This window comes from Burkholderia sp. NLJ2, from assembly GCF_049487195.1.
Lineage (GTDB): Bacteria > Pseudomonadota > Gammaproteobacteria > Burkholderiales > Burkholderiaceae > Burkholderia > Burkholderia pyrrocinia.
The window spans coordinates 1,999,544-2,023,134 of sequence record NZ_CP137810.1 but is presented as its reverse complement, the minus strand read 5'-3'; the positions used below and the strand labels follow the sequence as shown (position 1 = coordinate 2,023,134).

The following is a 23,591-nucleotide window of genomic DNA, read 5'->3' as shown; positions in this document are numbered from 1 at the left end:
GGATTCCGGCGCCGGCGCATGCCGTCGGGACGAGCGGTCAAGTATGATCGCTCGACGGCGCCGCCCGTTTCGGCAATCGGGATTGACGCATGCCCGGCGGCGGATTGCGCGTCGACGAAGCAGCGACTGACGTTCGCGACTCACGTCGGCGTTGCGGATGCGCGCGCCGTGGCCTCGAACGACAACGGAGACAACCTGATGCCCACAGCGCTGCAACCGGAGCGTGCCGGCCCGTCGCGGCCGGACGCCGGCGCAACCGAACCCGACCGCATGGCCGCGTGGCGGCGCGCGATCTGCCTGTCGCTCGGAAGCGCGATCGCGCTCGGCCTCGCGCGCTTTTCGTATGCGCTGCTGCTGCCGCCGATGAAGGCCGATCTCGGCTGGACGTTCGCGCAGGCCGGTGCGCTGAATACGGCAAATGCGGCGGGCTACCTGATCGGCGCGCTCGCGTTTCCGTTGTTGTCGCGGCGCTGGCGCGCGGGCACGCTGCTCGCGGCCGGCTGCGCGTTGACCGCGTTGCTGATGGCCGCGTGCGGATTCACGTCGGACATGCACGCGCTGCTCGTGCAGCGGCTCGCGACCGGCGTCGGCAGCGCGTTGATCTTCATCAGCGGCGGCGTGCTGGCCGCGCGGCTCGCGTCGGCGTCGCCGCGCGATGCGGGGCTGCTGCTCGGTCTCTATTACGGCGGCACGGGGTGGGGCATCGTCGCGTCGTCGCTGCTCGTACCGGCGACGCTCACGCATGGCACGCACGGCTGGCAGCCCGCATGGTTTGCGCTCGCGTTCGCGTGCGTGCTGTTCTCGGCGGTGGCCGTGTCGGCCGCGCGTCGGATCGAGCGCGCGCATGCGGTACAGGTTGCACCGCGCGACGGCGCGGTGCCGGCAGTCACCGCGAGCCCCGCTCGCTTCGCGCTCGCGCTGGCCGGCTACGGCCTGTTCGGCGTCGGCTATATCGGGTACATGACGTTCATCGTCGCGCTGCTGCGCGGCGCGGGGATGAGCGGCACGGTGGTCGCCGCGTTCTACGTGATGCTCGGCGTCGCGACCGTCGTGTCGGCGCGATTGTGGTCGCGGTTGCTCGACCGGATGCGCGGCGGCCAGGCGCTGGCCGTGCTCAACACGCTGCTCGGCGTCGCGACGCTGATGCCCGCGATGTTCGTGCATCCGGCCGCCGCGTTCGCATCGGGCGTGCTGTTCGGCGCGACGTTCCTGTCGGCCGTTGCATCGACGACCGCGTTCGTGCGGCACAACCTGCCGCCCGACGGCTGGGCGAAAGGAATCAGCGCGTTCACGACGGTGTTCGCGTTCGGTCAGATTGCCGGGCCGGTCGCGATCGGCTGGGTGTCGGACAGCGCCGGGCTCGCGCGCGGGCTCGTGTATTCGGCACTGACGCTGTTCGCGGGCGCCGCGCTCGCGGCCGGGCAGCGCGCGTTGCGGGCGTCCGCGTAGTCACGCGAAGATCACCGCACGCACGCCGTGCGCGACACGCGATGGAACGCGCGGCTGAAGTAGATGAGGCTGTCGCCGTCGTCGCGCACGCGGATCGACGTCGCCTCGATGAACATCACCGAATGCGAGCCGACTTCCTTCATGTCGGCGATCGTGCCCTGCAGGCTCGCGAGCGCGTCGCGCAGCACGGGCACGTCCTGCTCGCCGCGATCCCACACGGGCAGCTCGAAGCGCCCCTCCATCGGCAGATCGGTGAGCCCCGCGAAATGCCGCGCGAGCAGTTCGTGCTCGGCCGGCAGCACGTTGATGCAGACATGGCGGTTGCGCTCGAAGGTCGCGTGCATCGCGCTCGACCGGTTCAGGCACACGAGCAGCGTCGGCGGCGCGTCGGTGACGGAGCACACGGCGCTCGCGGTGATCCCGCAGCGGCCGTGCGGCCCGGCAGTGGTGATCACGTTGACGGCGGCGCCGAGGTGGGCCATCGCCTGACGGAAGGCCTTCTGCGTGTCGGTCGGTTCGACGCGTGCAGGTCGCGCGCTGGCGGGCGGGGAGATCGTGGAGGATGTGGCTGACATGGACGCTCCTGGGTCGACGAATGCGGCGATCGTGCGCGTTGCCGGTGCAGCGGTCGATCGCCGACGATGACCCAAGCGTACGTCGCGAAAATGCGGCCGACCATTCGCACGATTGACGGTGGAGATGGCGTTCTCGCCAACGCGTCTAAAGGTTCTACCTAGATGCGCGGCGCGCTGCGCGAAAAAAGCGCGATTGCGCGTTCGCGGGGCACGTAAAAGGGTGTTCAGCGGGTTTTCGGCTCGTTATGATGTGCCGCACACCCCCAGCGAACGACGCTCGCGACGAGCCGGCAACCGGCCCCCTGCGCGGCGCGTGCGATACCCATACCGATATTGAGCGAGACACCCGCGATGACGTCACCCGCACCGATCGTATACATCGTCGACGACGACAGCGGCATGCGCACGTCGCTCGCGTGGTTGCTCGAATCGGTCGGCATCGCGTCCGAAGGGTTCGCGAACGCCGCCGACTTTCTCGCGCGCTTCGACGTGAACCTGCCCGCGTGCCTGGTGCTCGACGTGCGGATGCCGGAGAAAAGCGGCTTCGACGTGCAGGCGGAACTGAATGCGCGCGGCGCGACGCTGCCGGTGATCTTCGTCAGCGGGCACGGTGACATTCCGATGTCGGTGCGTGCGCTGCAGAACGGCGCGATCGACTTCGTCGAGAAGCCGTACAACTCGCAGCAGATGCTCGAACGCGTGCAGCGCGCGCTGCGGCTCGCGCAGCAGCGGCATGCGGTCGGCCAGCGCCACCGCGAGTTGCGCCAGCGGCTCGATGCGCTGACCGCGCGCGAGAAGGAAGTGCTGCGCGGCGTGGTCGACGGCAAGGGCAGCAAGCAGATCGCGTCGGATCTGTCGATCAGCGTGAAGACCGTCGACGTGCATCGGGCGAGTATCAAGGAGAAGCTCGGTGCGACGTCGATCGCCGCGCTCGTGCGCGACGTGATGGTCGTGTGGGGCGACGACGGGGAGTCGTCGCGCTGACAACGGTCGGTATGCATGCGGACGCAGCCGCACCCGAACGTGCCCCGCGCGCGGCACCGGCCGGCACCGCGCAATCGACGCGTACCGCGCTCAGCGCATGTACAACCCGCCGTTGATATCCCAGCACGCGCCGTTCGCGAAATGCGCGTCGCCCGACGCGAGCAGCACGGCTGCGTCCGCAACGAAGCCGGCCGACCCGAGCTTGCCGCCCGGCAGATTCGCGAGCACCTGACGCAGTTTTTCCGGCGCGACGCTTTCATACACGATCGGCAAATCGAGCGGGCCCGGCGAGATCGCGTTGACGGTCACGCCCTGCGAAGCGAGATCGCGCGCGAATACCTTGGTCAGCGTCAGCGTGCCGCCTTTCGCGGCCGCGTAGTGCGCGCCCGTCGCCGAGCCGCCGTTCTGCCCGGCGAGCGATGCGATGTTGACGATGCGGCCTGCGCCGCGCGTCGCGAAGTACTGGCCGAACACCTGGCAGCCGAACAGCACGCTGCGCAGGTTCACGTCGATCACCTGGTCGAACTGCTCGGCCGTGATCTCCATTGCCGGCACGACCTTCGATGCGCCCGCGTTGTTGACGAGCACGTCGATCGCGCCCCAACGTGCGATGAGCACATCGCGCGCGGCTTCGAAATCGCGCTTCGACGTGACGTCGAGCGGCAGCGCGATCGCGCGTTCGCCGCTCGGATCAAGTGCGCGTGCATGCGCATGAATCGCATCGGCGGCGATATCGGCCAGTGCGACGCGGTAGCCGGCCGCATGGAAGCGCTCGGCGATGACGGCGCCAAGCCCGCGCGCGGCGCCGGTGACGAGGACGACTCGGTCTGACATGGTGCGTGATTCCCTGGTTCGCGAGTGCACGCTTGTTGTCGCTGCGCCCGCATCGTGATTCATGCGGCGAGCGCCGCTTCGAAATGTGCGGCGATCGCGCATACCAGTTCGTCCGCGCCCTTGCGCCCGACGATCTGCAAGCTGGCCTTCAGCGGCGAACCGGCCAGCGGCAGCGGCATGCTCAGCGCCGGATGGCCGCTCAGGTTGAACGGCCGGATCAGCGACGACATCGCGATGACCGATACGCCGTCGCGCGCCTGCTGCAGCGTGATCGGCAGCGCGGGCAGCGTCGGCAGGACCAGCACGTCGGCGTGTTCGAGCGCGGCATCGACCTGTGCGGTGAAGCGTGCGCGCACTGCTTCGGCTTCGGCGAGTGCCGCAGGCGTCATCGTCGCGGCCGTGCGCAGCCGCGCATCGAGATCGGCGCCGAGCCGGGCCGTCGCGACCAGATGGCCGAATGCGTGCGACGTTTCCGCGTTGATCACGGCGAGCCCCGCGGCGAACGCGGCCGGCATCTCGTCGAGCACGATCGCGTGCGAGCGCAGGTCCGACGCGCGTACCGCCGCATCGAGCGCGGCCGCGATCGCCGGATCGGCATCGACGATGACGTGCGCAACCGTGCAGTGCGCCGCAGCGGTTGCCGCACGCGCACGATCGAAGCCCGGCGCGATTGCGGCCATCACGGCGGCCAGCGTGCGGATATCGCGTGCGAACGGGCCGACGCAATCGAGCGTGGTGTCGACGGGTGCCACACCGCGCCGCGACACGCGGCCGAACGTCGGCTTTAGCCCGACCACGCCGCAGCACGCGGCCGGCCCGCGAATCGAGCCGCCCGTGTCGGTGCCGAGCGCCGCATCGACCGCGCCGAGCCCGACGAGCGATGCGGAGCCGCTCGACGAGCCGCCCGGAATGCGCGATGCGTCCTGCGGATTGACGGGCGTGCCCGTGTAGTCGTTGATGCCGGTCATGCCGAACGCGAGTTCGTGCATGTTCGCCTTGCCGGCGATCTGCCAGCCCGCGTCGAGCAGCAGGCGGACCACGTCCGCATGTTCCGCGGCGGGCGGCGCATCGGCGAGCGCGCGGCTTGCCGCGCGGGTCGGATGGCCGGCGATGTCGATCGTGTCCTTGATCGCGATCGTCGGGCCCGGGCCGCCGAGCGTGAAGATGTCGATGAAGCCTGTCATGGTCGGTGTCGTGAAGAAGCGGTGCGAGCGTCAGGACCGTGGCGCGGCGGCGAGCGGCCACGGGCCGTCGAGCACGCGCTCGGTGCGGAAATGGCGGATCAGCCAGGCCGAGCTGTCGGCGGCCGGCGCGAAATCGACGGTCAGCCGAGCGGCGATCAGCTCGGCCGTGCCGTCTGCGTAGCGCGACGCCTGCAGCATGATCCAGCGGCCGCGCGCGCTCGCGTTGCCGGCGCCGACCTCGATCGATTCCGACGTCAGGAAGTGCAGGTTCGCCGAGAAGTGCGGATCGGGCGGCAGATAGCGGTTCAGCATCGCGACGATCGCGGCCGTGCCTTCGAGGCGGCCGAACTTGCGCGCATACTGCGGGCCGATGCCTTCCCACACGGCGTCGGCCGTGAACAGGCCGGCGAGCGGAGGGCCGTCGCCGGCATCTTCCGGTACGTCGCACAGCGCCATGTAGCGCGTGATCGTCGCGCGCACCGCGCGCTCGGTGTCGAGCGCCGCGACACGCTGCGCGAGCGCATCGATCAGGCCGGGTGACGGGGCGGTCATCGCTTGCCTCACGACGCGGGCCGCGCGGCCGGCGGCACGGTCAGCGCGCGGCCGACCCGCGCCTCGATCTTGCCGTAGCGCCACAGGTTGTATTCGCCGACGGGCGTCGTGCGATACAGGTTGCACACGGCGACCGTCGTGTCGAAATCGGCCACATCGGCCATGATGTAGAACGTCCACGGCGCGCCGTCGGCCTGGCCGACCACGAGACGATCGTCGTCCATCACGCCGAGCACGCGCACGCCCGGCATCGCTTCGACGGCCGCGAGCATCGCGCCGTACGCCTGCCACACTTCGCCGATCTTCTCGCGCGGCAGGTCGAAGAAGTTTTGCGACACGCCGCAGCAGAACAGCACGCGCAGCGGCAGCGGATTCGAATCGGACATGTCAGGTTCTCCAGAGGAATCGGTTGCGTGCATGAGCCGGCCGGCGAGAGCGCTTCGGCATCGTCGACTTCATGCACTTTAAAAAACCCAGCTTCAGTCGACGCACGTTACAGATAGCCGGGAAACGGCGTGACGCCGGTAAACACCGCGCCGGCGCCGTCGAAGTTGCCTTCGGCGAGAAACGCGTGCTGCGTGACGACCATCGCGTCGCGCAGCAGCCGCTGCAACGGATGCGACCGGTAGATCGCCGCCGTGCCGCCGAGGCGGTACGCGCGTTCGACGACGCTCGCGCCTTCGCGCGCGATCTGCGTGGCCGCGAGCCGCAGCAGGCTGACCTGGTCGGGCGTCACCGGGTTGCCCGCGAGGATCGATTGCCAGACCGTGTCGGTCGCGTCGTAGAAGAACGCGCGTGTCGAGCGCAGTTGCGCCTCGGCTTTCGCGAGCTCGATGCGGAAATACGCGCGATCGGCGAGGCGCGGCGCGCCGGTCGTCGTCTGGCGTCCGCCCGACATCCGGTTCACGACGTCGAGCGCCGCGCGCGCGAGGCCGAGATTGACGACGGCCAGCACCTGCGCTGCATACGCGACGGTCGGATAGCGGTACAGCGGCTCGTCGACGGTCGGCTCGCCGCCGCGCACGAAGGTCCACGCTTCGGGCACGAAGCGGTCGTCGATGCGCAGGTCGTGGCTGCCGGTGCCCTGCATGCCGACCACGCTCCAGTTCTCGACGATCTCGACGTCGGCGGCGCGGAACACGGCCGTGCGCGGTTTGTTCGGTGCGGCGTCCTGCGCGCCCGGCACGGCGATGCCGACGCCGAGCCAGTCCGCGCCCTTGCAGCCGCTCGCGAATTTCCACGTGCCGTTCACGCGCCAGCCGCCCGGCGCGGGCTGCGCCGGCTGCACCGGGAACAGACCGCCCGCGAACACCTGGTCGGGGCCGCTTGCGTACAGCTCGGCCTGCGTTTCGAGCGGCAGCGCGCCGAGATAGACGTTCGCGGAACCGAAGCTCGCGACCCACGCGGCCGAACCGTCGGCGGTCGCGATCCGTTCGATCATGTCGAGGAACGCGGTCGGCGCGAGCGCATCGCCGCCGAAGCGACGCGGCGTGCCCGCGCGATAGATGCCGGCCTGCTTGAACAGCGCGATCACGTCGCGCGGCACGTGCGACAGGCGATCGAATTCTTCGCGTCGCGCGGCGACGGTCTCGATCACGGCATCGAACGGCGACAGCCGCCCGGCCGGGTCGCCCGCCACGGGCGGAGAGGTCGGCGCGGGTTCGATGGCGAGGGCGGCTTGGGGCATGGCTGTCTCCTGGGCGGATAGGGTTCGATTGCGGGGCGGCATGCGTGCTGTGTGCGTCAAAGCGATGCAGCACGACGATGCAGCCAGTCTAGAAACGCCGAAAACACGCAGCAATTGGTGCGTTGGGCCGTGCGACTGGTGACGTTCCGTGCCGGACTAAAGAAATCTTCAGATGCGATCGGCGCGCGCCGGTGCTATGTTGGGTTTCCGGCCGCGCGATGCCGCGCGCCTTCATCCGAATCCGATCATGAGTTTTCCCGACGAAGACGATTTCCACCGGCTGCTCGACGCGCTGACGACCTGCGTGCTGCTGCACGACGCGCAGACCAAGGCGATCGTGTGGGCGAATCGCGCCGCGTGCATCGCGCTCGGTTTTTCCGTCGAGGAGCTGCTGCCGTTGAAGGCGCCGGACATGACGCGTCCCGAGCCGAAGTACCGGCGCGAGATCGGCGTGAACGCGATGGACCGCGCGATCGTCGACGGGCCGCAGGTGTACGAGTGGTGCTACCGGTCGCGCACGGGCGTCGACATGCTGTCGGAGGCGATCGCCACCTACGTGCCGCTGCGCGGGCGCGATGTCGTGATGGTGCAGTTCCGCGACATCAGCGCAGAAGAAGCGATCCGCCAGCAGCTGCGCCGCTACGAGGCGCGGCTGCGCGAGTTCATGCAGGATCTCGACGAAGGCGTCGCGGTCGTGTCGCCGCACGGCGGCGCGCAGTTCATCAGCGAATCGGGGCGTCGCGTGCTCGGGCTCGCGCCCGACGAAGCGCTCGGCGAGGTGCTCGACTACTGCACCGAGGCCGATCGCGACCGGCTCGTCGCACAGTTGCGCGATGCGCCGTCGACGTGTCCGTCGGAGCCGCAGCGCTACCGGATCGTGCGGCGCGACGGCTCGACGTGCTGGCTGCGCATCACGTGCCGGCAGGTCGAGATCGAAGGCGATCTCGACGGGCTGCTCGTGCAATTCCGCGATGTCAGCGACGAAGTCGCGATCGAGGACGCGCGGCGCGCCGAGGCGCGGATGCTCGAATACGCGGGCCGCTACAACGCGATGGGCGAGATGGCGACGGTGATCGCGCACGAACTGAGCCAGCCGCTCGCGGCCGTGCGCAACTTCATCGAGGGCGCGGTGCGACGGCTGAACGGCAGCGGCGCCGTCGACGACGCGATCTGGGGGCTGCGTAGCGCGGATCGGCAGGCCGAACATGCGGCGCTGATCATCAAGAGCGTGCGCGAATTCATCGTGAAGCGCGAGACGGTCGTCGCGGTTGCGGACCTGCGCGACATCCTCGCCGATGTCGCGTATTTCATCGAGTTGCGCGCGAAGGAGGCCGGCGTGACGGTCGCGATCGTGCAGGCCGACGCGCCGCTGCCGATCCGCTGCGAACGCGTGTTGATCGGGCAGGTGATTCTCAATCTCGCGTTCAACGCGATCGAAGCGTTCGCCGGCTGCGAGCGCGTGCCGCGCACGCTGACGCTCGGCACCGCGAACGTGGCCGGGTACGCCGAGCTGCGCGCGATCGACAACGGCCCGGGCATCGCGGAAGGCGCGCACGACCGGCTGTTCGACGGCTTCTCGTCGTCGAAAGCAGGCGGCAACGGGATCGGGCTGTCGCTGTGCAAGAGCATCGTCACGCGCCACGGTGGCCGGATCGGTGCAAGCCCGGCCGATGGCGGCGGGCTCGACTGCCGCGTGACGCTGCCGCTCGCCGGTGAGCACGCGTAGCGGCTGCGACGCGTTATGGCAGGGCGACGACGCGCGGCGTGGCGAGGCCCGACGTATTGACGCCCAACGTACCGACGCCCGACCCATCGTCAGCGCCCCAGCGCCCGCGCGGTCTGGCCGCCGATGCCGAAGTCGGTGTTCGGAATGTCCTTGATGATCACGCGCGTCGCCTGCAGCGACGCGTCGAGCACATTCGCGCCGGCATCGGACAACGCGGCGATCAGCGCGCGTTTTTGTTCATCAGTGCGTCCGGCGATCAGGATCGCGACGATCACGGGCAGCGACGGCGGCGCGCCGTCCGCGGCACTGCGGCCACCGAGGCCGATGTGCGTCGCGGGCAATTCGGTGAGCAGCACGCGCACGGATTCGATCGGCGCGCCGATCGCGTCGACGGTCGCGTCGGTCAGCCGCGCGATCAGTTCGGACTTGCGGGCGTCGTCGTGGCCGGCCGGCAGGAAAACTTCGAGTGTGGGCATGGTCGTCCGGAAAGGTGAAGGTTGCCGGTTCACCGTTGCACGGGCAGCGGCGAACCGGCCACGGCTTACAGCAGGAAGCCGATCGCGCTGAGCGCTTCGGTCGAGTCGATCAGGCGCACGACTTTTTCCGCGATCCGCATCTCGCCTTCGGCGTCGACGTGCAGCTTGTGCGTGACATCGGCCGCGAACAGCGTCGCGACGCCGCGCTTGTACGCGACGACGACCTGCGCGGATTTCAGCTCGACGGTGTCGGCGCTGCCGCTTTCCAACGTGAAGCGCGAAACGGTGCGCACCGTGCGCGCCGCATCGGTCGCCGACGCCGAGTAACCGGACACCATCCGCTGCACGCGCTTCTCGCGCATGTCCTGGTCGTCGAACACGTAGTTCAGCGTCGCCGCGAAATCGATCGCGTCGGGATCGATCGGCACGACGTAGTGGCCGGCCGGATCCCACAGGTCGAGCCACGCGCGATAGTCGCGGCGGTCGAGCATCTCGGCTTCGCGCCACACGAATTCGACCGCGCGGGCGAAGGTCTGCTGCGAAAAAAGGGCGTTGCGGTCGTCCATCATTGCTGCTCCATCATCTTGCGCCATTGCTGGTAGGCCTCGCGCATGCCGGTCTCGTCGGTCGCATGCGCGGTCTTTTCGCCGTTCGCGGCGGTCGTCTCGCGGTTCAGCCCGCGATTCACGAGGATCGGCACGTCGGGGCCCGCGTGCGCGCCGCGCTGTACGCGCTCCCATGCTTCCGCGTCGTCGGGGCTGCCGAAGCCGAACGGGCCCTGGAAGTGCTCGTGGATGCGCAGCCGTTCTCGGTTCGCTTCGTCGGGGCCGCCGTCCATCGCGAGCGCGACGTGGCGGATCTCGGTTTCGTTCGCGGAGATCGGCCGCAGCACGCGGAAGAACGCCATCGACAGCGCGAGGTTCGGGAACAGGTTCAGGTTGAAGCCGACGCCCATCAGCGAGCGCACGATGCGGCGCACTTCGTCCGGCGCGTGGCGCTCGGCGAGCTTCGCGGCGAGCGGTGCGAAGCGCTCGGGCAGTGGCGCGCCGTCGTCCTCGTCGAGATCGATCAGCTCGGGCATCAGCACCGCGAGGCTGTGGCCGTTGCCGAGTCCGCGGCAGAACGCGTCCTCGCTCGTCATGAAGCTCGTGATCGCGGCGGCCGTCTCGTCGTCGATCGACTTCATCCACGACTTGTGCACGACCGGGAAGTGATAGAGGTCGGTCGTGTTCTCGAGCTGGATCTTCCAGTTGCCCTTGAACTTGAACTTGTGTTCGCCGTTTGCCTTGATCGGGTAGCCGGCGCCCTGCTTCATGAACAGGTCGATCCATGGCTTCGCGCCGCCGAGGAAATCGTCGAGCGGTTCGATGTCGTCGTTGAAGCTCGCGAAGATCAGCCCCTGGTACACGCCGACGCGCAGCTTCACGAGCGGCAGGTCGCCTTTCTCGCACACGCCTTCGTAACCGTCGCCGTACGGCAGCGCGCGCAGCGTGCCGTCGAGTGCGTACGACCAGCTGTGATACGGACACGTGAAGCCCTTCGCGTTGCCCTTGTGCGATTCGCACACGGTCGCGCCGCGATGGCGGCAGCGGTTCTGCAGCACGTTGATGTCGCCGGTCCTGTCGCGCACGACGATCACCGGCTGGCGGCCGATCGTCGTCGTGATGAAGTCGCCGGGCTGCGGCAGCTCGCTCTCGTGCGCGACCCAGATCCAGGTGCGGTAGAAGATGCGGTCGAGCTCGGCTTCGAACAGCGCCGGATCGTGATACATCGCGGGCGCGATGCGGTCGGGCTGCGCGAGACCGTGCAACGCGCGGGTGTCGATCGTCTGGTAGGGAATGTCGCTCATCGTTGTCGTGGGGAAGAGTCGCGAAATCGGGCCGCGCGGGGCGCGGTATCGAGAGATCAGTCTCGTCTTCCGCTACATATCCGTCAAATTGATCTAAAATTGGCGAGTCAATAAATACGGCAAATGATGGAGGCTACGATGACGTCGGTCGATCATCTCGATCTGAACCTGTTGCGCGTGTTCCAGGCGATCGTCGAGGAACGCAGCCTGACGAAGGCCGGCGAGCGGCTCGCGCTGTCGCAGCCGGCCGTCAGCTATTCGCTCGGCAGGCTGCGCACGCTGTTCGACGATCCGCTGTTCGTGCGCACGCGCTCGGGCATGCAGCCGACGCCGGTCGCGCTCGAACTCGCGGCCATCGTCGGCAAGGCGCTCGACATGGTGCGCGTGGCGTTGCGCTACGCGGAGCGCTTCGATCCGGCCACCAGCACGCGCACGTTCCGGCTGTCGCTGTCGGACGCCGGCGAGATGGCGTACCTGCCGGCGATCTGCCAGGCGCTGCGCGAGCGCGCGCCGCGCGCGACGCTGAGCGTGCAGCCGATGCCGGTGGAGGAGATCGAGGAAGCGCTGCGCGCGAGCCGGCTGGATTTCGCGATCGGCAACCTGCCGGAACTGATGCCGCGCACGCGCCACCAGGTGCTGTTCGAGGAAACCTACGTGTGCATGACGGGCCGCCGGCGCGGGTTGCCGGCCGGCGCGGCGCTGAATCTCGACCAGTTCGTGCGCGCCGCGCACGTCAACGTGAAATCGGTCGAGCACAGCCACCACGCGCTCGACGACGCATTGCGCGCGCAGGGCGTGGGCCGCAACATCGCGCTCGAAGTGCCGCACTTCGTCGCACTGCCGAGCGTGCTGTCGGTCACGGATCTGTACGCGACGCTGCCGAAGCGGCTCGCGCAGATCCTGAACCGCAACAACGCGTTCCGGCTTTACGCGCTGCCGGTGACGCTGCCGCCCGCGCCGGTGACGATGCACTGGCACGAGCACTTCCATGAAGACGAGGGCAACGCGTGGATGCGCGCGCTGCTGGCCGAGATCGTCGAGCGTTTCGACGACGCGTGATGGTCGGGGCGCGCGAGCGCGTCAGAGAGTTGGGTCTAGGGTTTCATAACATCGATCCGGTTGCCGCGCTTAGGTCCGCCATAGAAGATGGGCGCGTGTCGGTGTCCATAGTTCGGCCGGTGGGAGGCGGTGGCGGCTCTGCCGGAGGCTCACCCACAACACCACCTTTCCCAAAAGCCAGCAGGTTCGCCAGCGTGCCTGGAATGGCCGCGCTACCAGTCGACAAGCCTATGCCGAGTTGGGCCGCGCCTAGCGACGTATCGGCAGGCGGGCTGATGAGCTATCTGGAAGGCATTGCAGGTACGGGCTCAGGCGGCGCAGCAGGGTTTGCGGGCGGTGCATCCACGTTGCTTGGCGACGCGCAGCCGTTCGATTACATCGGAGGCGAGATCAGCGATAGCATTGAATCGCTCGCCGCCGCGACCAACAACCCGAACTTTGCGGCAAAGATGCTTGGGTACGACCGTAAGACGTTCGGGCAAATGCTGCATATCCTGAAGCCGGCAAACGGCTTAGGGCCTGCCGACAATGTCATCTTCCATGACAGCGGAGATGTCGAGTTCAAAGGCGTAATTATTGACAACATCCATGACTATGCACGCTGACTCACCTACGCCTCCCGAGAACACGCTTGCACACGCGACGTTCATCATCTCGTCGGAGGACACGCACCCGGATACGTGGACTGCATTCTTTGGCGTATTCCCGACTCGCACGATTACGCGAGGGAAGCCCTATGTGCTGCCATCCGGACGCCTCAGCACGCGGCCGGGCAAGCTCAATCTTTGGGCGTTGGAAAGCAAGGCTGTAGTGGATAGTGATCGCTTGGAGCCGCACCTGCGTTACCTGATCGATCGCCTTTCGTTGCCACGCGATGGTCTCCGGGAGCGCATCGAAAAGGCTGGCGCGCGTATGCGATTCTTCTGCTACTGGGACAACGAGACGGGTGATCGTGTTCCCTATGTGTCAGCGGACACCCGCAAGCTCATCGAATCGATCGGTGGTGTAGTTGAAATCGATGAGTATCGATAGCCGCGCCAGACGGAGTGAACAAACCGAGACGCGCGGCGCTTGAACGAAGGGTGCCGCGTGCTGGGCTCATCGGCGCAATGCGTCGGGAGATGCCGCGCGCGAACGGCTTGACCGGTCGAGAAGACCGATGTGAAACGAGGGAAGGGCTTGGTGCGGCCGGGCCGGCTTGAGAGACTCACGGACAATTTCCGTATGGCTGTACGTACATTGCGCGTATCAGACAGCCATATTGGCCGTAAGTCATTGTAGGGCGCGTCAGAGATCGAGAACCAGCACCGCCGAGCGCGCGCGCGACACGCAGCAGCAGATCACCGTGTTGCTCGCGCGTTCGGCCTTGCTGAGGCAGTGGTCGCGATGATCGGGCTCGCCGTCGATGACGGGCACCATGCAGGTGCCGCACACACCTTCGCCGCATGACGTGTCGACCTCGATGCCGATGCGCGCGAGCGCGTCGACGATCGACGTGTCCGGTGTGACGCGCACCGATTGCCCGCTGCGCTGCAGCCGCACTTCGAAGCCGTCGGCCGGGCCGGTGCTCGCGTTGGCATCTGCATGCGCATCGGCGGTGGCCGGTTCTGCCGCGAAGCGTTCGAGATGAATCGAATCCTCGGGAATGCGCGTCGCAGCAGCCGCGACGACCGCATCCATGAACGGCCCCGGGCCGCACGTATAGACATGCGCATGCGTATCGATCGATTCAACACAGCGGCCGAGTTCCATCGCGAGCGCAGCGGGCTCGACACCATAGTGGAACGTCACGTGCGACGCGAACGGTTCGGCCGACAGTTCGTCGACGAATGCCGCAAGCTCGCGGCTGCGTGCGAAGTAATGCAACCGGTAGCGCGCGCCGCGCTTGTCCAGCGCATACGCCATCGACAGCAGCGGCGTGATGCCGATGCCGGCCGCGATCAGCACGTGCTCGCTCGCGTCATCCGTCAGATGAAACAGGTTGCGCGGCGCGCCGATCGACAATTCGGCGCCGACTGTCACGTCGTCGTGCAGCGAACGCGAGCCGCCGCGCGACTGCGCTTCCTTCTTGACCGCGAACAGGTAGCTGCCGCGCTCGTCGGGGTTGCCGCACAGTGAGTACTGCCGCGTGATGCCGGACGGCGCGGTGACGTCGATATGGGCGCCCGGTTCGTACGCGTCGAACGGCTGGCCGTCGACGCGCGAAACCCGGAAACAGCGGATGTCCTGCGCCGCGTCGATCAGCGCGTCGATCCGGACCTGGTGGCGGTTCGCTTGCATGAAAAATTCCGTGGGGTAAGTGGAAGGCGGCGCGGCAGACACCGCGCCGTCATGCGATCGAGAATAGGGATGGGCATCGCATAAATCAAATCGATTAAAAAGCGATGCCTGAATCAGTGGGATGGATAATCGCCGGTCGCCGGTTGCGATCAGTGATCAGCGGTTAGCGATCAGCGATCAGCGCGCAGCGATCGCGTCGCCTGCATCGGCCGCCCGCGGCGCTTCCACCGACGCATGACCGCGTTCGCGATCGAGGCTGCGGCGATAGTGCCGGCACCCAGCGGCGAGCAGCAGCGCGGCGAGCGTGGCCGCCGCGACGTTGACGATCGACATCGAATGGCCGACCGCGGCCGGCACGCCGAACACGCGATCGGTGAACAGCGCGACGACGGTCGTGCCGATCCCAAGCGCGATCAGGTTCGACACGAGCAGGAACAGCGCGGAGATCTGCGCGCGCATCTGGTTCGGCGCGAGCGTCTGCATCGCGGCGGTCGACGTCGGCATCGGGAACGACGCGAAGAACATCGCGACGACGAGCATCGCGAGCGACGACGGCAGGTGGTCGAGCTGCGTGAACAGCGTCGCGGGGATCACCATGCAAGCGGCGCCGATCGCGCCGGCGCGCATCGGCGCATCGGCGCGGCCGCGGCGCAGCAGCCAGTCGTTGAGCCAGCCGCCGCAGAACACGCCGGCCGTGTTCGCGACCAGCAGCACGATGCCGAGCGTGTAGCCGGCTTCGACGGCGGTCATCCCGAAGCGGCGGATATAGAACGCGGGCGTCCAGCTCAGCAGGCAGTACAGCGTCATCGCGTAGAACGAGAAGCCGAGGTAGTGGCACGCGAAGGTCGCGCGGTGCGTGCCGACGAAGCGCAGCGAATCGCGCATCGACACGCGCCGCACGGCGCCCGAGCGATCCTGCGCGAGCCCCTTGCGCTGCGGGTCGCGCACGGTCGCGGCGAACAGCAGCGCGACGAACAGCCCCGGCAGCCCGACGATCAGGAACGTGACCTGCCACGCATGCACCTGCCCGACGACCGGCAGCGTGAACGCGCTCGCATGCTTGAGCAGCGCGATCACGTAGCCGCCGATCAGGAACGCGACGCCGCCGCCGATGAACGAGCCGAGCGAATACACGGCGATCGCGCGCCCGAGCTTTTCCTTCGGGAAGTAGTCGGCGAGCATCGAATATGCGCCGGGCGACAGCGCGGCCTCGCCGACGCCGACACCCATGCGCGCGACGAACATCTGCACGAAATGCTGGCTGAGCCCGCACGCGGCGGTCGCGATACTCCACAGCGCGATGCCGATCGAGATGATCCGCGGGCGCGCGTAGCGGTCGGCGAGATACGCGACGGGCAGCCCCATCACCGCATAGAACAGCGAGAACGCGAAGCCGTTCAGCAGGCTGAACTGCGTATCGGACAGGTGCAGGTCGCGCTTGATCGGTTCGATCATCAGCACGAGGACCTGGCGGTCGACGAACGAAAAGATGTACGCGAGCATGCAGATGACGACGACATACCATTCGTACGTATAGCGCTTGCCGTCGGCAGCGCGGGCCGTGAATGCGGACATGCGGATTCTCCAGGAGCGGGCGGTGGAAAAGCGCGGCAGCGGCCTTGCGGGCCGGGCGCCGTCGCGGCGCGAAAGCGTGCGGGTGACACGATCGGAGACGCAGCGTAGTCGGCCAAATTCGGCCGCCATAGCCGGAGTGACAGCCGCGCCACACGGGCATTTACCGACCCGGATAAAGAAAACACCAGTGCCGTGCGCGCGGGCCGCCGCGCAGCGCACGTACGGCGGGGCGCGCGCGCATCATGCGGCGCATCTATAAGCGATATAGATCGCATTGCGTCGACGTCCGAAATTGTCGTTCCTAGACTCGGCCCGTTTTTCATTGGCTGCGTTGGCCGCTTGCGGCGAACGCGCTTCACACCATGCGGCGCGATGCCGACAGGCGCCGGCATTTCTACGGGACGACAAAGATGAACCATCCGAACGGGCGGGCCGACCGGCTTGCCGTACCGCTTGCCACGCTGCTCGCGTGCATCGCGCTGCCTGCGTTCGCGCAATCGAGCGTGACGCTCTACGGCCGCATCGACACCGCGATCGAATACGCAAACGCCGGGCCGAACCACGTGACGCGCATGGGCAGCGGCAACCTGTTCGCGACGCAGTGGGGGCTGAAGGGCGTCGAGGATCTCGGCGGCGGTTATGCGACGATCTTCAAGCTCGAGGACGGCTTCAACGCAGCGAGCGGCGCGTTGTCGAACAGCAGCGCGCTGTTTGGCCGCGAAGCGTGGGTCGGCATCACGGGGCCGTTCGGCGGCGTGCAGTTCGGCGAGCTCTACACGATCGTGCACACGACGCTCGTCACGTACAGCCTGCCCGGCCTCGGCGCGGGGCTCGCATGGGGCAACGCGACGAACAACTTCGTCGGGCCCGCGTTCCTGCGCGTGCGCAACTCGATGCGCTACACGTCGCCGCGCTATGCGGGCTTCTTGCTGCGCGCGATGGCCGCGCGCGGCACGAACGGCGCGGCCGGGCAGCCGGCGACGCTGGGCGATACGTACGGCGCGGGCGTCAACTACGTGCACGGAGGGTTGTCGGTCGACGTCGACACCATGCAGCAGAAGTTCAGCCCGGTTGCCGCGTCGACGCTCGGCGATACGAGCCCGGCCGCAAACGGCAACTACACGGTCGGCGCGATTTCGTACGACTTCAACGTCGTGAAGGTCGCTGCGCTGTACGTGCGCCATCGCGGCGGGCCCGACGTCGCGGCCGCGATCGACAGCCAGAGCGCGTATCCGCACAGCGACATCGTGGAACTGAGCGCGACGGTGCCGATCGGGCGCGCGTCGCTGCTGCTGAGCGTCGGCCATTACCGCAAGGTCGCGGACAGCGAAGGCAATGCCGATTCGTACGGCATCCGCTTCGACTATCCGCTGTCGAAGCGCACGGTGCTGTACACGGGCGCCGCGATGGTGCGCAACGGTGCGCACGCGCGCTTCGTCGTCAACGGCGCGGCCGGCGGCGGCGTCGCGGTCGCGAAGCCGGGCGCGACCGCCAGTTCGATCGTCGCGGGCATCCTCACGTCGTTCTGATCGTCGCGGCCACGCCGGCCGGCCCGCGCCGGCGTGCGTCGTCATGCGCAGGCCGGCGGCTGCGGCGCGAGCCATGCGTCGAACGGTGCCTGCTGGCCGATATTGAACAGTTCGAGCAGCAACGCACGCAGCCAGCGATGGCCGGGGTCCGCATCGAAGCGCCGGTGCCAGTACGCGTTGACGGCCCATTCGCCGGCGCCGGCGATTTCGTACAGCACGCAAGGCTGCCGCGCCGCGAACGTGATCGCGATCGTCTCGGGCAGGATCAGCGCGTAGTCGCCGTCCTGCAGCAGCGCGGGCACCACCATGAAATCGGGCAGTGCCGCACGCACGCGCGGCATCAGCCCGTGCCGTTCGAGCAATTGCATCGACTGCGGATGCGACGTGACCGCGACGAAGCGCAGCGTGTCGGGCGCCGCGCCGTCGAGCACGAAATCGTCGGGCAGCGCGACGCGCTGCGCGGTGCGGCGCGGCATCAGCAGCACGCAGCGCTCGTGCAGCAGCGCGGTGCGCTGGAAGTGGCTCGACGCGTCGGCGAAATGCCCGAGCGCGAAATCGATGCGGCCCGATTCGAGCGCGACGTTCAACTGGCATTCGTCGACGTGCAGCGTCTCGATCACGGCGCCCGGCGCGCGCCGGTCGAATTCGGCGAGCAGCGTCGGCAGGAACGCGCTCGCCGCGAAATCGCTCATGTGCAGGCGGAACACGCGTTGCGTGCTGTCGGGCGTGAAGCGCGAGCCTTCGTCGAGCACGTCCTGCAGGATCGCGAGTGCCTTGTCGACCGATAGCGCGAGCCTCTGCGCGCGCGGCGTCGGCTCGACGCCGGTGCCGGTGCGCACGAACAGCGCGTCGCGGAACATCAGCCGCAGCCGGCCGAGCGCGTAGCTGACGGACGGCTGCGTGACGCCGAGCCGCAGCGCCGCACGGCCGACGTGCCGCTCCTCGTAGACCGCGCGAAACGTCTTCAGCAGGTTGAGATCGAGATCCTGCACGCGCAGGCCGTCGTGCGCGTCGCTGTCGTGCGGCACGGGTTCGGTGCGGGCCGGGGCCGCGGGGCGGCTGGTTGCTGGGAGCGTCATCGAATTTGCCTCGCGGTGACGGAAGGCGCGTGGCCGAAACGCCGCGCATACGCCTTCGCGAAATGGCCGAAGCCATGGATGCCGTGCGCGATCAGCACGTCGGTCACGCTGCGCGCGTCGCCGCGTTGCAGCGCCGCGTGCACGGCGGCGAGCCGACGTTCGCGCACATACGCAGCCGGCGTGGTGTGCAGGAACGCGCGGAATGCGTGTTGCAGCGTGCGCGGCGCGACGCCGGCGACGGCCGCCAGCGCGGCGAGCGCGAGCGGTTCGCCGAGATGCGCATCGACGTGCTCGCACGCGCGACGCACATGCGCCGGCAGCGGCGGCGTGCCGCGTGCGAGCGCGTCGCTGTACGAATGCGGCAGGTGCGTGAGCAGCAGCGACATCAGCCACGCGGTGAGGTCGGCGCCGAAGGTGGTCGCGGCCGTGCCGATGCCCGGCTGCGCGCCGAGCCGGCACAGGTATTCGAACGTCGGCAGCACGAGCGCGGCGCCCGCGCCGGTGCCGCCGGCCGCGAGTTCGAACTGCAGCGGCCGCGTGAGCGTCGCCTGCAGCATGTCCTGCAGCTTGCGTTCGAGCGCGCCGCGTTCGAGCCGCAGCACGAGGTTGCGGCAATCGGGGGTCGTGCTCAATCGGCTCGCGAGCGCGGGCGACGACACGGTCAGTTCGCCGGGGCCGGCGCGCGCGACGACGCTGCCGGCCTGTAGCTCGCAAGCACCGGCGAGCGTCAGCCTGAACAGGAAATGATCGGCGTCGCCGCCGAAGTCGATGCGCGTTTCGCGGCCATAGCAGAGTTCGAGCAGCGCGCCGTGATGCAGCGGCACTTCGTACAGCTCCGCGCGAAACGGATCGCGGCCGCGCGCGGCCATCCGGTGCGGCCCGAGCCGGTGCGCGACCGCGCGTTCGACTTCGTCGGGCGCCAGCAGCGTGCCGAGCCGGTTCGGCGCATGGCGGGAAAGGGCAATGTCCATTCATGGACCTCGTGTCGGATGCGTGGGCGCGGCTTCATGCGCCGCGCCGCGATTGCGTTGCGCGAACGGGCGCGCCGTTGCGCGTTTTGAAGCGACGCGGCGGCGGCGGCCGCGTAGTCTCGGAAACACTCGATCAACCGGAGACGACGATGAAGGTATGTGTACTGGGCGGCGGCCACGGCTGCCATGCGGCGGCCATCGACCTGCTCGAGAAGGGGCACGACGTGACGTGGTGGCGGCGCGATCGCGAGCCGCACGCGCGGCTGCGCGAACTCGGCACGTTGAACGTGACCGACTATCGCGGCAAGCGGCAAGTGCCGCTCGGCGATGCGCCGGGCGAGATCCGCCTGACCGACGATCTGGCAGCCGCGCTGCGCGGCGCCCGGCTCGTCGTGGTGCCGCTGCCGGCCACGTCGCACGACGCGCTCGCCGCGCAGGTCGCGCCGCTGCTCGACGACGGCCAGGTCGTGTTCCTGCCGCCCGGCACGTTCGGCAGCTTGGTGTTCGCGCGTGCGGCGGCCGATGCCGGCAACCGTTCGCGCGTCGCGTTCGCCGAGACGGGCACGCTGCCGTACCTCGTGCGCAAGCACGGCGACAACGATGTCGTGATCAGCGCGTATGCAACGCGGCTGCCGACCGGCGTGTTCCCCGCGAACGCGGCCGGCTGGGCGTTCGACGTGCTGCGCGCGGGCTATCCGTCGGTCGAGCCGGTCGAGGACGCGTTGTCCGGCGCGCTGATGAACGCGGGCCCCGTGATCCATCCGCCGCTGATCCTGATGAACGCCGGGCCGCTCGAACACTTCGACGCATGGGACATCCACAACGAAGGCACGCAGCCGGCGATCCGCCGCGTGACGAACGCGCTCGACGCCGAACGCATCGCGGTGCGCGAAGCGCTCGGCTACCGCGCGCCGCATTTCCCGCTCGCGGATCATTACGCGGCCGAAGGCGACGAGTGGATGTACGGGCGCGGCGCGCACGGCAAGCTCACCGATAGCGGCGACTGGCGCGAGCAGATCGATCTGCGCACGCATCGCTACATGCTCGAGGACACCCGGCTCGGGCTGTCCTTCATCGTGTCGTGCGGGCGCCGGGCCGGCGTGCCGACGCCGGTTGCGCAGGGGCTGCTGAGCATCGCGAGCGCGGTCGCGGGGCGCGACCTGTATGCGGAAGGCCGCACGCTGGAGCGGCTCGGGCTCGCGGCGTTGTCGACCGACGCGCTGCGTGTGCTGCTCGACGGCGGATACGCGGCATGAGCGCGGCCGCCGATGTGACGCGCGTGCATGTGCTCGGCGCGGGACGCATGGGGCAGGGGATCGCACTCGTGTTCGCGTTCGCGGGCCTCGACGTGACGCTGGTCGACTTCAAGCCGCGCGATGCGGCAGGATCGCGCGCATTCGAGGCTCGCACACGCGACGAGATCGCGCGGCCGCTGCACGCGCAGGTCGCGTTCGGCCGCATCGATGCCGCGCAGGCCGATGCCGTCGTCGCGCGCATCGCACTGGTTGCGCGGGACGGCGCGGCGGATGCGGTGCGTCGCGCGGATATCGTGTTCGAGGCGCTGCCCGAAGTGCTCGACGCGAAGGCCGACGCGCTGCGCTGGCTCGGCGAGCACGTCGATGCGCACGCAACTATCGCGTCGACGACGTCGACGTTCGTCGTCACCGAGTTGCAGCGCCATGTCGCGCATCCTGCACGGATGCTGAACGCGCACTGGCTGAACCCTGCGCTGCTGATGCCGCTCGTCGAGATCAGCCGCAGCGACGCGACGGATCAGGCCGTCGTCGACCGGCTCGCCGTGCTGCTCGAACGCGTCGGCAAGAAGCCGGTGATCTGCGGGCCGGCGCCCGGCTATATCGTGCCGCGCATCCAGGCGCTCGCAATGAACGAGGCCGCGCGGATGGTCGAAGAGGGCGTCGCGAGCGCCGAAGACATCGACACGGCGATCCGCACCGGTTTCGGCCCGCGTTTCGCGGTACTCGGGCTGCTCGAATTCATCGACTGGGGCGGTTGCGACATCCTGTACTACGCGTCGAAGTACCTGGCCGGCGAGATCGGCCCGCGCTTCGCACCGGCCGCGAGCGTCCTGCGCAACATGGAGGCCGGGCGCGACGGCGTGCGCACGGGCGCCGGGTTCCACGACTACGCGAACGTGGATGTGCCCGCGTACATGCGGCAGCGGCTCGGCGAGTTCGCACGGCTGCTCGAACACCTCGGGCTCGCGCCGGCGTTCGACGGTGCGCGGCGGGAGTGCGGCAACTAGGCGGCGCGTCGGGGCGGCGAGCGCGAGCAGCGGCACGCGCCGGGATCGGACGTGCCGGCCGCCGCCGTGTTTACCGCCCGCCGGTGCGGATCGGTCCGCTTGCGCGGAACGAAGCGTCATGGTCACGCCGTGTCGCCGCGCGTGGAGCTAGCGGGGGCAACGGGAGCGACCCTCACGATCCGCGTTTCACGCATCAAGCACAGCGTCGCGACGGTGACGAGGCCGAGCGCGACGAGGAACAGCGACACCGGCCACGACGCGTGATAGCGCGCGAGCAGCGCGGTCGCGATCAGCGGCGACATCCCGCCCGCGAAGATCGATGCGACTTCGTGCCCGAGCGCGACGCCCGAGTAGCGCACCTCGGTGCTGAACAGCTCGCCGACGAGCGCGGGCAGCGTGCCGATCATCGCGCCGTGGCTGACGGCCGTGCCGACCGTCAGCGCGAGCCACACGAGCGGCGTCGCACGTGTGTCGAGCAGCCAGAAGAACGGAAACGCGCACGCGACGAGGCTCAGCGCGCCGATCAGGTACACGGGCTTGCGGCCGATCCGGTCGGACAGCCTGCCCCACGCGAGCATCGCGCCCATCTCGACGATCATCGCGATCATCACGCCGGTCAGCATCACGCCGTTCGGGATGCCGACGTACTTGCCGTAGACGAGCGAGAACGCGAGGAAGATATAGGCGCCGCCGTTCTCGGCCACGCGCAGCCCCATCGCGAGCAGGATTTCCTTCGGGTGGCGGCGCAGGCACTCGACGATCGGCAGATGCGTGTGCGCGCCGCGCTTGCCCGCCTGCTCGAAGTCGCGGCTTTCCGGCAGATGGCGGCGGATATAGATGCCGATCGCGAAGATGGCGATGCTCGCGAGGAACGGCAGCCGCCAGCCCCAGGTGCGGAACGCGTCGTCCGGCAGCGCCTGCGCGGCGAGAAACGCGGCCGACGACAGCACGAAGCCGCCGCCCACGCCGAGCTGGCTCCACGCCGCGTAATAACCGCGCTGCTCGGGCGGCGCGTTCTCGCTGATCATCAGCACGCCGCCGCCCCATTCGCCGCCGGACGCGACGCCTTGCAGCAGGCGCAGCACGACGAGCGCGGCCGGCGCCCACAGGCCGACCTGCGCGTAGGTCGGCAACAGGCCGATCGCGAAGGTCGACGCGCCCATGATCAGCAGCGTCCATACGAGCGATGCCTTGCGCCCGTAGCGATCGCCGACGTGGCCGAACACGATCCCGCCAAGCGGCCGCGCGACGAAGCCGAGTGCGAACGCCGCGAACGCGGCGAGGCTGCCCGCGAGCGGCGACGCGCCGGGCGGAAAGAACACGTGGCCGAACACCAGCGCCGCGGCCGTGCCGTACACGAAAAAGTCATACCACTCCATCGCGTTGCCGGCGACGGAGGCGATGACGATCCGGCGCAACTGCCGGTCGGCGAGCGGCCGGGCGGCGCTCGGGGATTGCACGGTGTCGGTCGGGTACATGGCGGACTCTGAAGGGGGAGGCGGGCGCGTGCCGTCTTTGC

At 68.7% G+C, this 23,591-nt stretch carries 23 protein-coding genes; 9 read left to right on the top strand and 14 right to left on the bottom strand.

The features are described from left to right. The first annotated feature begins 198 nt into the window (after positions 1-198). On the top strand, positions 199-1,449 hold the full coding sequence (locus tag R9B84_RS31440; protein ID WP_423761346.1) for a YbfB/YjiJ family MFS transporter: 1,251 nt from the start codon (positions 199-201) through the stop codon (positions 1,447-1,449). An 11-nt stretch (positions 1,450-1,460) separates the two neighbouring features. Here the strand turns inward: R9B84_RS31440 and hpaC are convergent, their stop codons facing one another. Then, positions 1,461-2,024 (bottom strand): 4-hydroxyphenylacetate 3-monooxygenase, reductase component, encoded by a 564-nt coding sequence (gene hpaC / locus R9B84_RS31435; protein ID WP_423761345.1) that lies wholly within the window; start codon positions 2,022-2,024, stop codon positions 1,461-1,463. A gap of 351 nt (positions 2,025-2,375) precedes the next feature. Here hpaC and R9B84_RS31430 point away from each other — a divergent pair, with 351 nt between their 5' ends. Then, positions 2,376-3,008, top strand: a complete 633-nt coding sequence (locus R9B84_RS31430) for a response regulator transcription factor (RefSeq protein ID WP_044845365.1) — start codon at positions 2,376-2,378, stop codon at positions 3,006-3,008. 90 nt (positions 3,009-3,098) lie between these two features. On the opposite strand, the gene R9B84_RS31425 is transcribed toward R9B84_RS31430, so the two are convergent. The 5 genes from R9B84_RS31425 to R9B84_RS31405 all read right to left on the bottom strand — a co-directional run bounded on the left by R9B84_RS31425 (position 3,099) and on the right by R9B84_RS31405 (position 7,265). Continuing rightward, complete coding sequence (locus R9B84_RS31425) at positions 3,099-3,842, bottom strand: SDR family NAD(P)-dependent oxidoreductase (RefSeq protein WP_423761344.1); 744 nt, start codon at positions 3,840-3,842, stop codon at positions 3,099-3,101. A 59-nt stretch (positions 3,843-3,901) separates the two neighbouring features. Next, on the bottom strand, positions 3,902-5,026 hold the full coding sequence (locus R9B84_RS31420; protein WP_423761343.1) for an amidase: 1,125 nt from the start codon (positions 5,024-5,026) through the stop codon (positions 3,902-3,904). A 30-nt stretch (positions 5,027-5,056) separates the two neighbouring features. Further along, positions 5,057-5,578: a nuclear transport factor 2 family protein gene (locus R9B84_RS31415; RefSeq protein WP_423761342.1), complete on the bottom strand. Its 522-nt coding sequence runs from the start codon at positions 5,576-5,578 to the stop codon at positions 5,057-5,059. An 8-nt stretch (positions 5,579-5,586) separates the two neighbouring features. Next, positions 5,587-5,964 carry a hypothetical protein gene (locus R9B84_RS31410; RefSeq protein ID WP_011660268.1) on the bottom strand — a complete coding sequence of 126 codons (378 nt, stop codon included), beginning with the start codon at positions 5,962-5,964 and terminating at the stop codon, positions 5,587-5,589. Between the two features lie 107 nt (positions 5,965-6,071). Continuing rightward, complete coding sequence (locus R9B84_RS31405; RefSeq protein WP_423761341.1) at positions 6,072-7,265, bottom strand: acyl-CoA dehydrogenase family protein; 1,194 nt, start codon at positions 7,263-7,265, stop codon at positions 6,072-6,074. A 172-nt stretch (positions 7,266-7,437) separates the two neighbouring features. On the opposite strand from R9B84_RS31405, the gene R9B84_RS31400 reads away from it, so the two are divergent. Next, positions 7,438-8,991 carry an ATP-binding protein gene (locus R9B84_RS31400; RefSeq protein WP_423761340.1) on the top strand — a complete coding sequence of 518 codons (1,554 nt, stop codon included), beginning with the start codon at positions 7,438-7,440 and terminating at the stop codon, positions 8,989-8,991. A gap of 89 nt (positions 8,992-9,080) precedes the next feature. Here R9B84_RS31400 and R9B84_RS31395 read toward each other — a convergent pair whose 3' ends face one another. From R9B84_RS31395 to R9B84_RS31385, 3 genes are all read right to left on the bottom strand, one after another. Next, on the bottom strand, positions 9,081-9,467 hold the full coding sequence (locus R9B84_RS31395) for a tautomerase family protein (RefSeq protein WP_423761339.1): 387 nt from the start codon (positions 9,465-9,467) through the stop codon (positions 9,081-9,083). Between the two features lie 65 nt (positions 9,468-9,532). Next, a complete protein-coding gene (locus tag R9B84_RS31390; RefSeq protein ID WP_423761338.1) occupies positions 9,533-10,036 on the bottom strand; it encodes an aromatic-ring-hydroxylating dioxygenase subunit beta in 504 nt (167 codons plus the stop codon). Continuing rightward, positions 10,033-11,316, bottom strand: a complete 1,284-nt coding sequence (locus R9B84_RS31385) for an aromatic ring-hydroxylating oxygenase subunit alpha (protein ID WP_423761337.1) — start codon at positions 11,314-11,316, stop codon at positions 10,033-10,035. The genes R9B84_RS31390 and R9B84_RS31385 overlap by 4 nt, the downstream gene beginning before the upstream one ends. Before the next feature lie 138 nt (positions 11,317-11,454). On the opposite strand from R9B84_RS31385, the gene R9B84_RS31380 reads away from it, so the two are divergent. From R9B84_RS31380 to R9B84_RS31370, 3 genes are all read left to right on the top strand, one after another. After that, complete coding sequence (locus R9B84_RS31380) at positions 11,455-12,375, top strand: LysR family transcriptional regulator (RefSeq protein WP_423761336.1); 921 nt, start codon at positions 11,455-11,457, stop codon at positions 12,373-12,375. 275 nt (positions 12,376-12,650) lie between these two features. After that, positions 12,651-12,980: a hypothetical protein gene (locus R9B84_RS31375; protein ID WP_423761335.1), complete on the top strand. Its 330-nt coding sequence runs from the start codon at positions 12,651-12,653 to the stop codon at positions 12,978-12,980. After that, positions 12,970-13,407, top strand: a complete 438-nt coding sequence (locus R9B84_RS31370) for a DUF4279 domain-containing protein (protein ID WP_423763520.1) — start codon at positions 12,970-12,972, stop codon at positions 13,405-13,407. Before R9B84_RS31375 ends, R9B84_RS31370 begins: the two co-directional genes overlap by 11 nt. 255 nt (positions 13,408-13,662) lie before the next feature. Here the strand turns inward: R9B84_RS31370 and R9B84_RS31365 are convergent, their stop codons facing one another. Together R9B84_RS31365 and R9B84_RS31360 are read right to left on the bottom strand one after the other, a co-directional pair. Then, on the bottom strand, positions 13,663-14,655 hold the full coding sequence (locus tag R9B84_RS31365; RefSeq protein WP_423761334.1) for a PDR/VanB family oxidoreductase: 993 nt from the start codon (positions 14,653-14,655) through the stop codon (positions 13,663-13,665). 177 nt (positions 14,656-14,832) lie between these two features. After that, on the bottom strand, positions 14,833-16,230 hold the full coding sequence (locus R9B84_RS31360) for a spinster family MFS transporter (protein WP_423761333.1): 1,398 nt from the start codon (positions 16,228-16,230) through the stop codon (positions 14,833-14,835). 410 nt (positions 16,231-16,640) lie between these two features. Here R9B84_RS31360 and R9B84_RS31355 point away from each other — a divergent pair, with 410 nt between their 5' ends. Next, positions 16,641-17,759: a porin gene (locus R9B84_RS31355; RefSeq protein WP_423761332.1), complete on the top strand. Its 1,119-nt coding sequence runs from the start codon at positions 16,641-16,643 to the stop codon at positions 17,757-17,759. Between the two features lie 41 nt (positions 17,760-17,800). On the opposite strand, the gene R9B84_RS31350 is transcribed toward R9B84_RS31355, so the two are convergent. Both R9B84_RS31350 and R9B84_RS31345 read right to left on the bottom strand, forming a co-directional pair. Continuing rightward, complete coding sequence (locus R9B84_RS31350) at positions 17,801-18,838, bottom strand: LysR family transcriptional regulator (RefSeq protein WP_423761331.1); 1,038 nt, start codon at positions 18,836-18,838, stop codon at positions 17,801-17,803. Next, on the bottom strand, positions 18,835-19,809 hold the full coding sequence (locus R9B84_RS31345; RefSeq protein ID WP_423761330.1) for an AraC family transcriptional regulator: 975 nt from the start codon (positions 19,807-19,809) through the stop codon (positions 18,835-18,837). Before R9B84_RS31345 ends, R9B84_RS31350 begins: the two co-directional genes overlap by 4 nt. A gap of 149 nt (positions 19,810-19,958) precedes the next feature. Between R9B84_RS31345 and R9B84_RS31340 the strand changes: the two genes are divergently transcribed. Both R9B84_RS31340 and R9B84_RS31335 read left to right on the top strand, forming a co-directional pair. Next, complete coding sequence (locus tag R9B84_RS31340; RefSeq protein WP_423761329.1) at positions 19,959-21,065, top strand: NAD/NADP octopine/nopaline dehydrogenase family protein; 1,107 nt, start codon at positions 19,959-19,961, stop codon at positions 21,063-21,065. Continuing rightward, positions 21,062-22,072 carry a 3-hydroxybutyryl-CoA dehydrogenase gene (locus tag R9B84_RS31335; RefSeq protein WP_423761328.1) on the top strand — a complete coding sequence of 337 codons (1,011 nt, stop codon included), beginning with the start codon at positions 21,062-21,064 and terminating at the stop codon, positions 22,070-22,072. The genes R9B84_RS31340 and R9B84_RS31335 overlap by 4 nt, the downstream gene beginning before the upstream one ends. Before the next feature lie 122 nt (positions 22,073-22,194). Here R9B84_RS31335 and R9B84_RS31330 read toward each other — a convergent pair whose 3' ends face one another. Next, a complete protein-coding gene (locus R9B84_RS31330) occupies positions 22,195-23,550 on the bottom strand; it encodes an MFS transporter (RefSeq protein ID WP_423761327.1) in 1,356 nt (451 codons plus the stop codon). Between the last annotated feature and the right edge of the window lie 41 nt (positions 23,551-23,591).

Coding starts and splice junctions, on each gene's coding strand:
- R9B84_RS31395 (WP_423761339.1), bottom strand. CDS start 9,467: ATGCCCACACTCGAAGTTTTCCTGCCGGCCGGCCACGACGACGCCCGC.
- R9B84_RS31400 (WP_423761340.1), top strand. CDS start 7,438: ATGCGATCGGCGCGCGCCGGTGCTATGTTGGGTTTCCGGCCGCGCGAT.
- R9B84_RS31430 (WP_044845365.1), top strand. CDS start 2,376: ATGACGTCACCCGCACCGATCGTATACATCGTCGACGACGACAGCGGC.
- R9B84_RS31365 (WP_423761334.1), bottom strand. CDS start 14,655: ATGCAAGCGAACCGCCACCAGGTCCGGATCGACGCGCTGATCGACGCG.
- R9B84_RS31345 (WP_423761330.1), bottom strand. CDS start 19,809: ATGGACATTGCCCTTTCCCGCCATGCGCCGAACCGGCTCGGCACGCTG.
- R9B84_RS31380 (WP_423761336.1), top strand. CDS start 11,455: ATGACGTCGGTCGATCATCTCGATCTGAACCTGTTGCGCGTGTTCCAG.
- R9B84_RS31375 (WP_423761335.1), top strand. CDS start 12,651: ATGAGCTATCTGGAAGGCATTGCAGGTACGGGCTCAGGCGGCGCAGCA.
- R9B84_RS31335 (WP_423761328.1), top strand. CDS start 21,062: ATGAGCGCGGCCGCCGATGTGACGCGCGTGCATGTGCTCGGCGCGGGA.
- R9B84_RS31360 (WP_423761333.1), bottom strand. CDS start 16,230: ATGTCCGCATTCACGGCCCGCGCTGCCGACGGCAAGCGCTATACGTAC.
- R9B84_RS31410 (WP_011660268.1), bottom strand. CDS start 5,964: ATGTCCGATTCGAATCCGCTGCCGCTGCGCGTGCTGTTCTGCTGCGGC.
- R9B84_RS31415 (WP_423761342.1), bottom strand. CDS start 5,578: ATGACCGCCCCGTCACCCGGCCTGATCGATGCGCTCGCGCAGCGTGTC.
- R9B84_RS31405 (WP_423761341.1), bottom strand. CDS start 7,265: ATGCCCCAAGCCGCCCTCGCCATCGAACCCGCGCCGACCTCTCCGCCC.
- R9B84_RS31390 (WP_423761338.1), bottom strand. CDS start 10,036: ATGATGGACGACCGCAACGCCCTTTTTTCGCAGCAGACCTTCGCCCGC.
- R9B84_RS31420 (WP_423761343.1), bottom strand. CDS start 5,026: ATGACAGGCTTCATCGACATCTTCACGCTCGGCGGCCCGGGCCCGACG.
- hpaC (WP_423761345.1), bottom strand. CDS start 2,024: ATGTCAGCCACATCCTCCACGATCTCCCCGCCCGCCAGCGCGCGACCT.
- R9B84_RS31340 (WP_423761329.1), top strand. CDS start 19,959: ATGAAGGTATGTGTACTGGGCGGCGGCCACGGCTGCCATGCGGCGGCC.
- R9B84_RS31350 (WP_423761331.1), bottom strand. CDS start 18,838: ATGACGCTCCCAGCAACCAGCCGCCCCGCGGCCCCGGCCCGCACCGAA.
- R9B84_RS31385 (WP_423761337.1), bottom strand. CDS start 11,316: ATGAGCGACATTCCCTACCAGACGATCGACACCCGCGCGTTGCACGGT.
- R9B84_RS31440 (WP_423761346.1), top strand. CDS start 199: ATGCCCACAGCGCTGCAACCGGAGCGTGCCGGCCCGTCGCGGCCGGAC.
- R9B84_RS31425 (WP_423761344.1), bottom strand. CDS start 3,842: ATGTCAGACCGAGTCGTCCTCGTCACCGGCGCCGCGCGCGGGCTTGGC.
- R9B84_RS31330 (WP_423761327.1), bottom strand. CDS start 23,550: ATGTACCCGACCGACACCGTGCAATCCCCGAGCGCCGCCCGGCCGCTC.
- R9B84_RS31355 (WP_423761332.1), top strand. CDS start 16,641: ATGAACCATCCGAACGGGCGGGCCGACCGGCTTGCCGTACCGCTTGCC.
- R9B84_RS31370 (WP_423763520.1), top strand. CDS start 12,970: ATGCACGCTGACTCACCTACGCCTCCCGAGAACACGCTTGCACACGCG.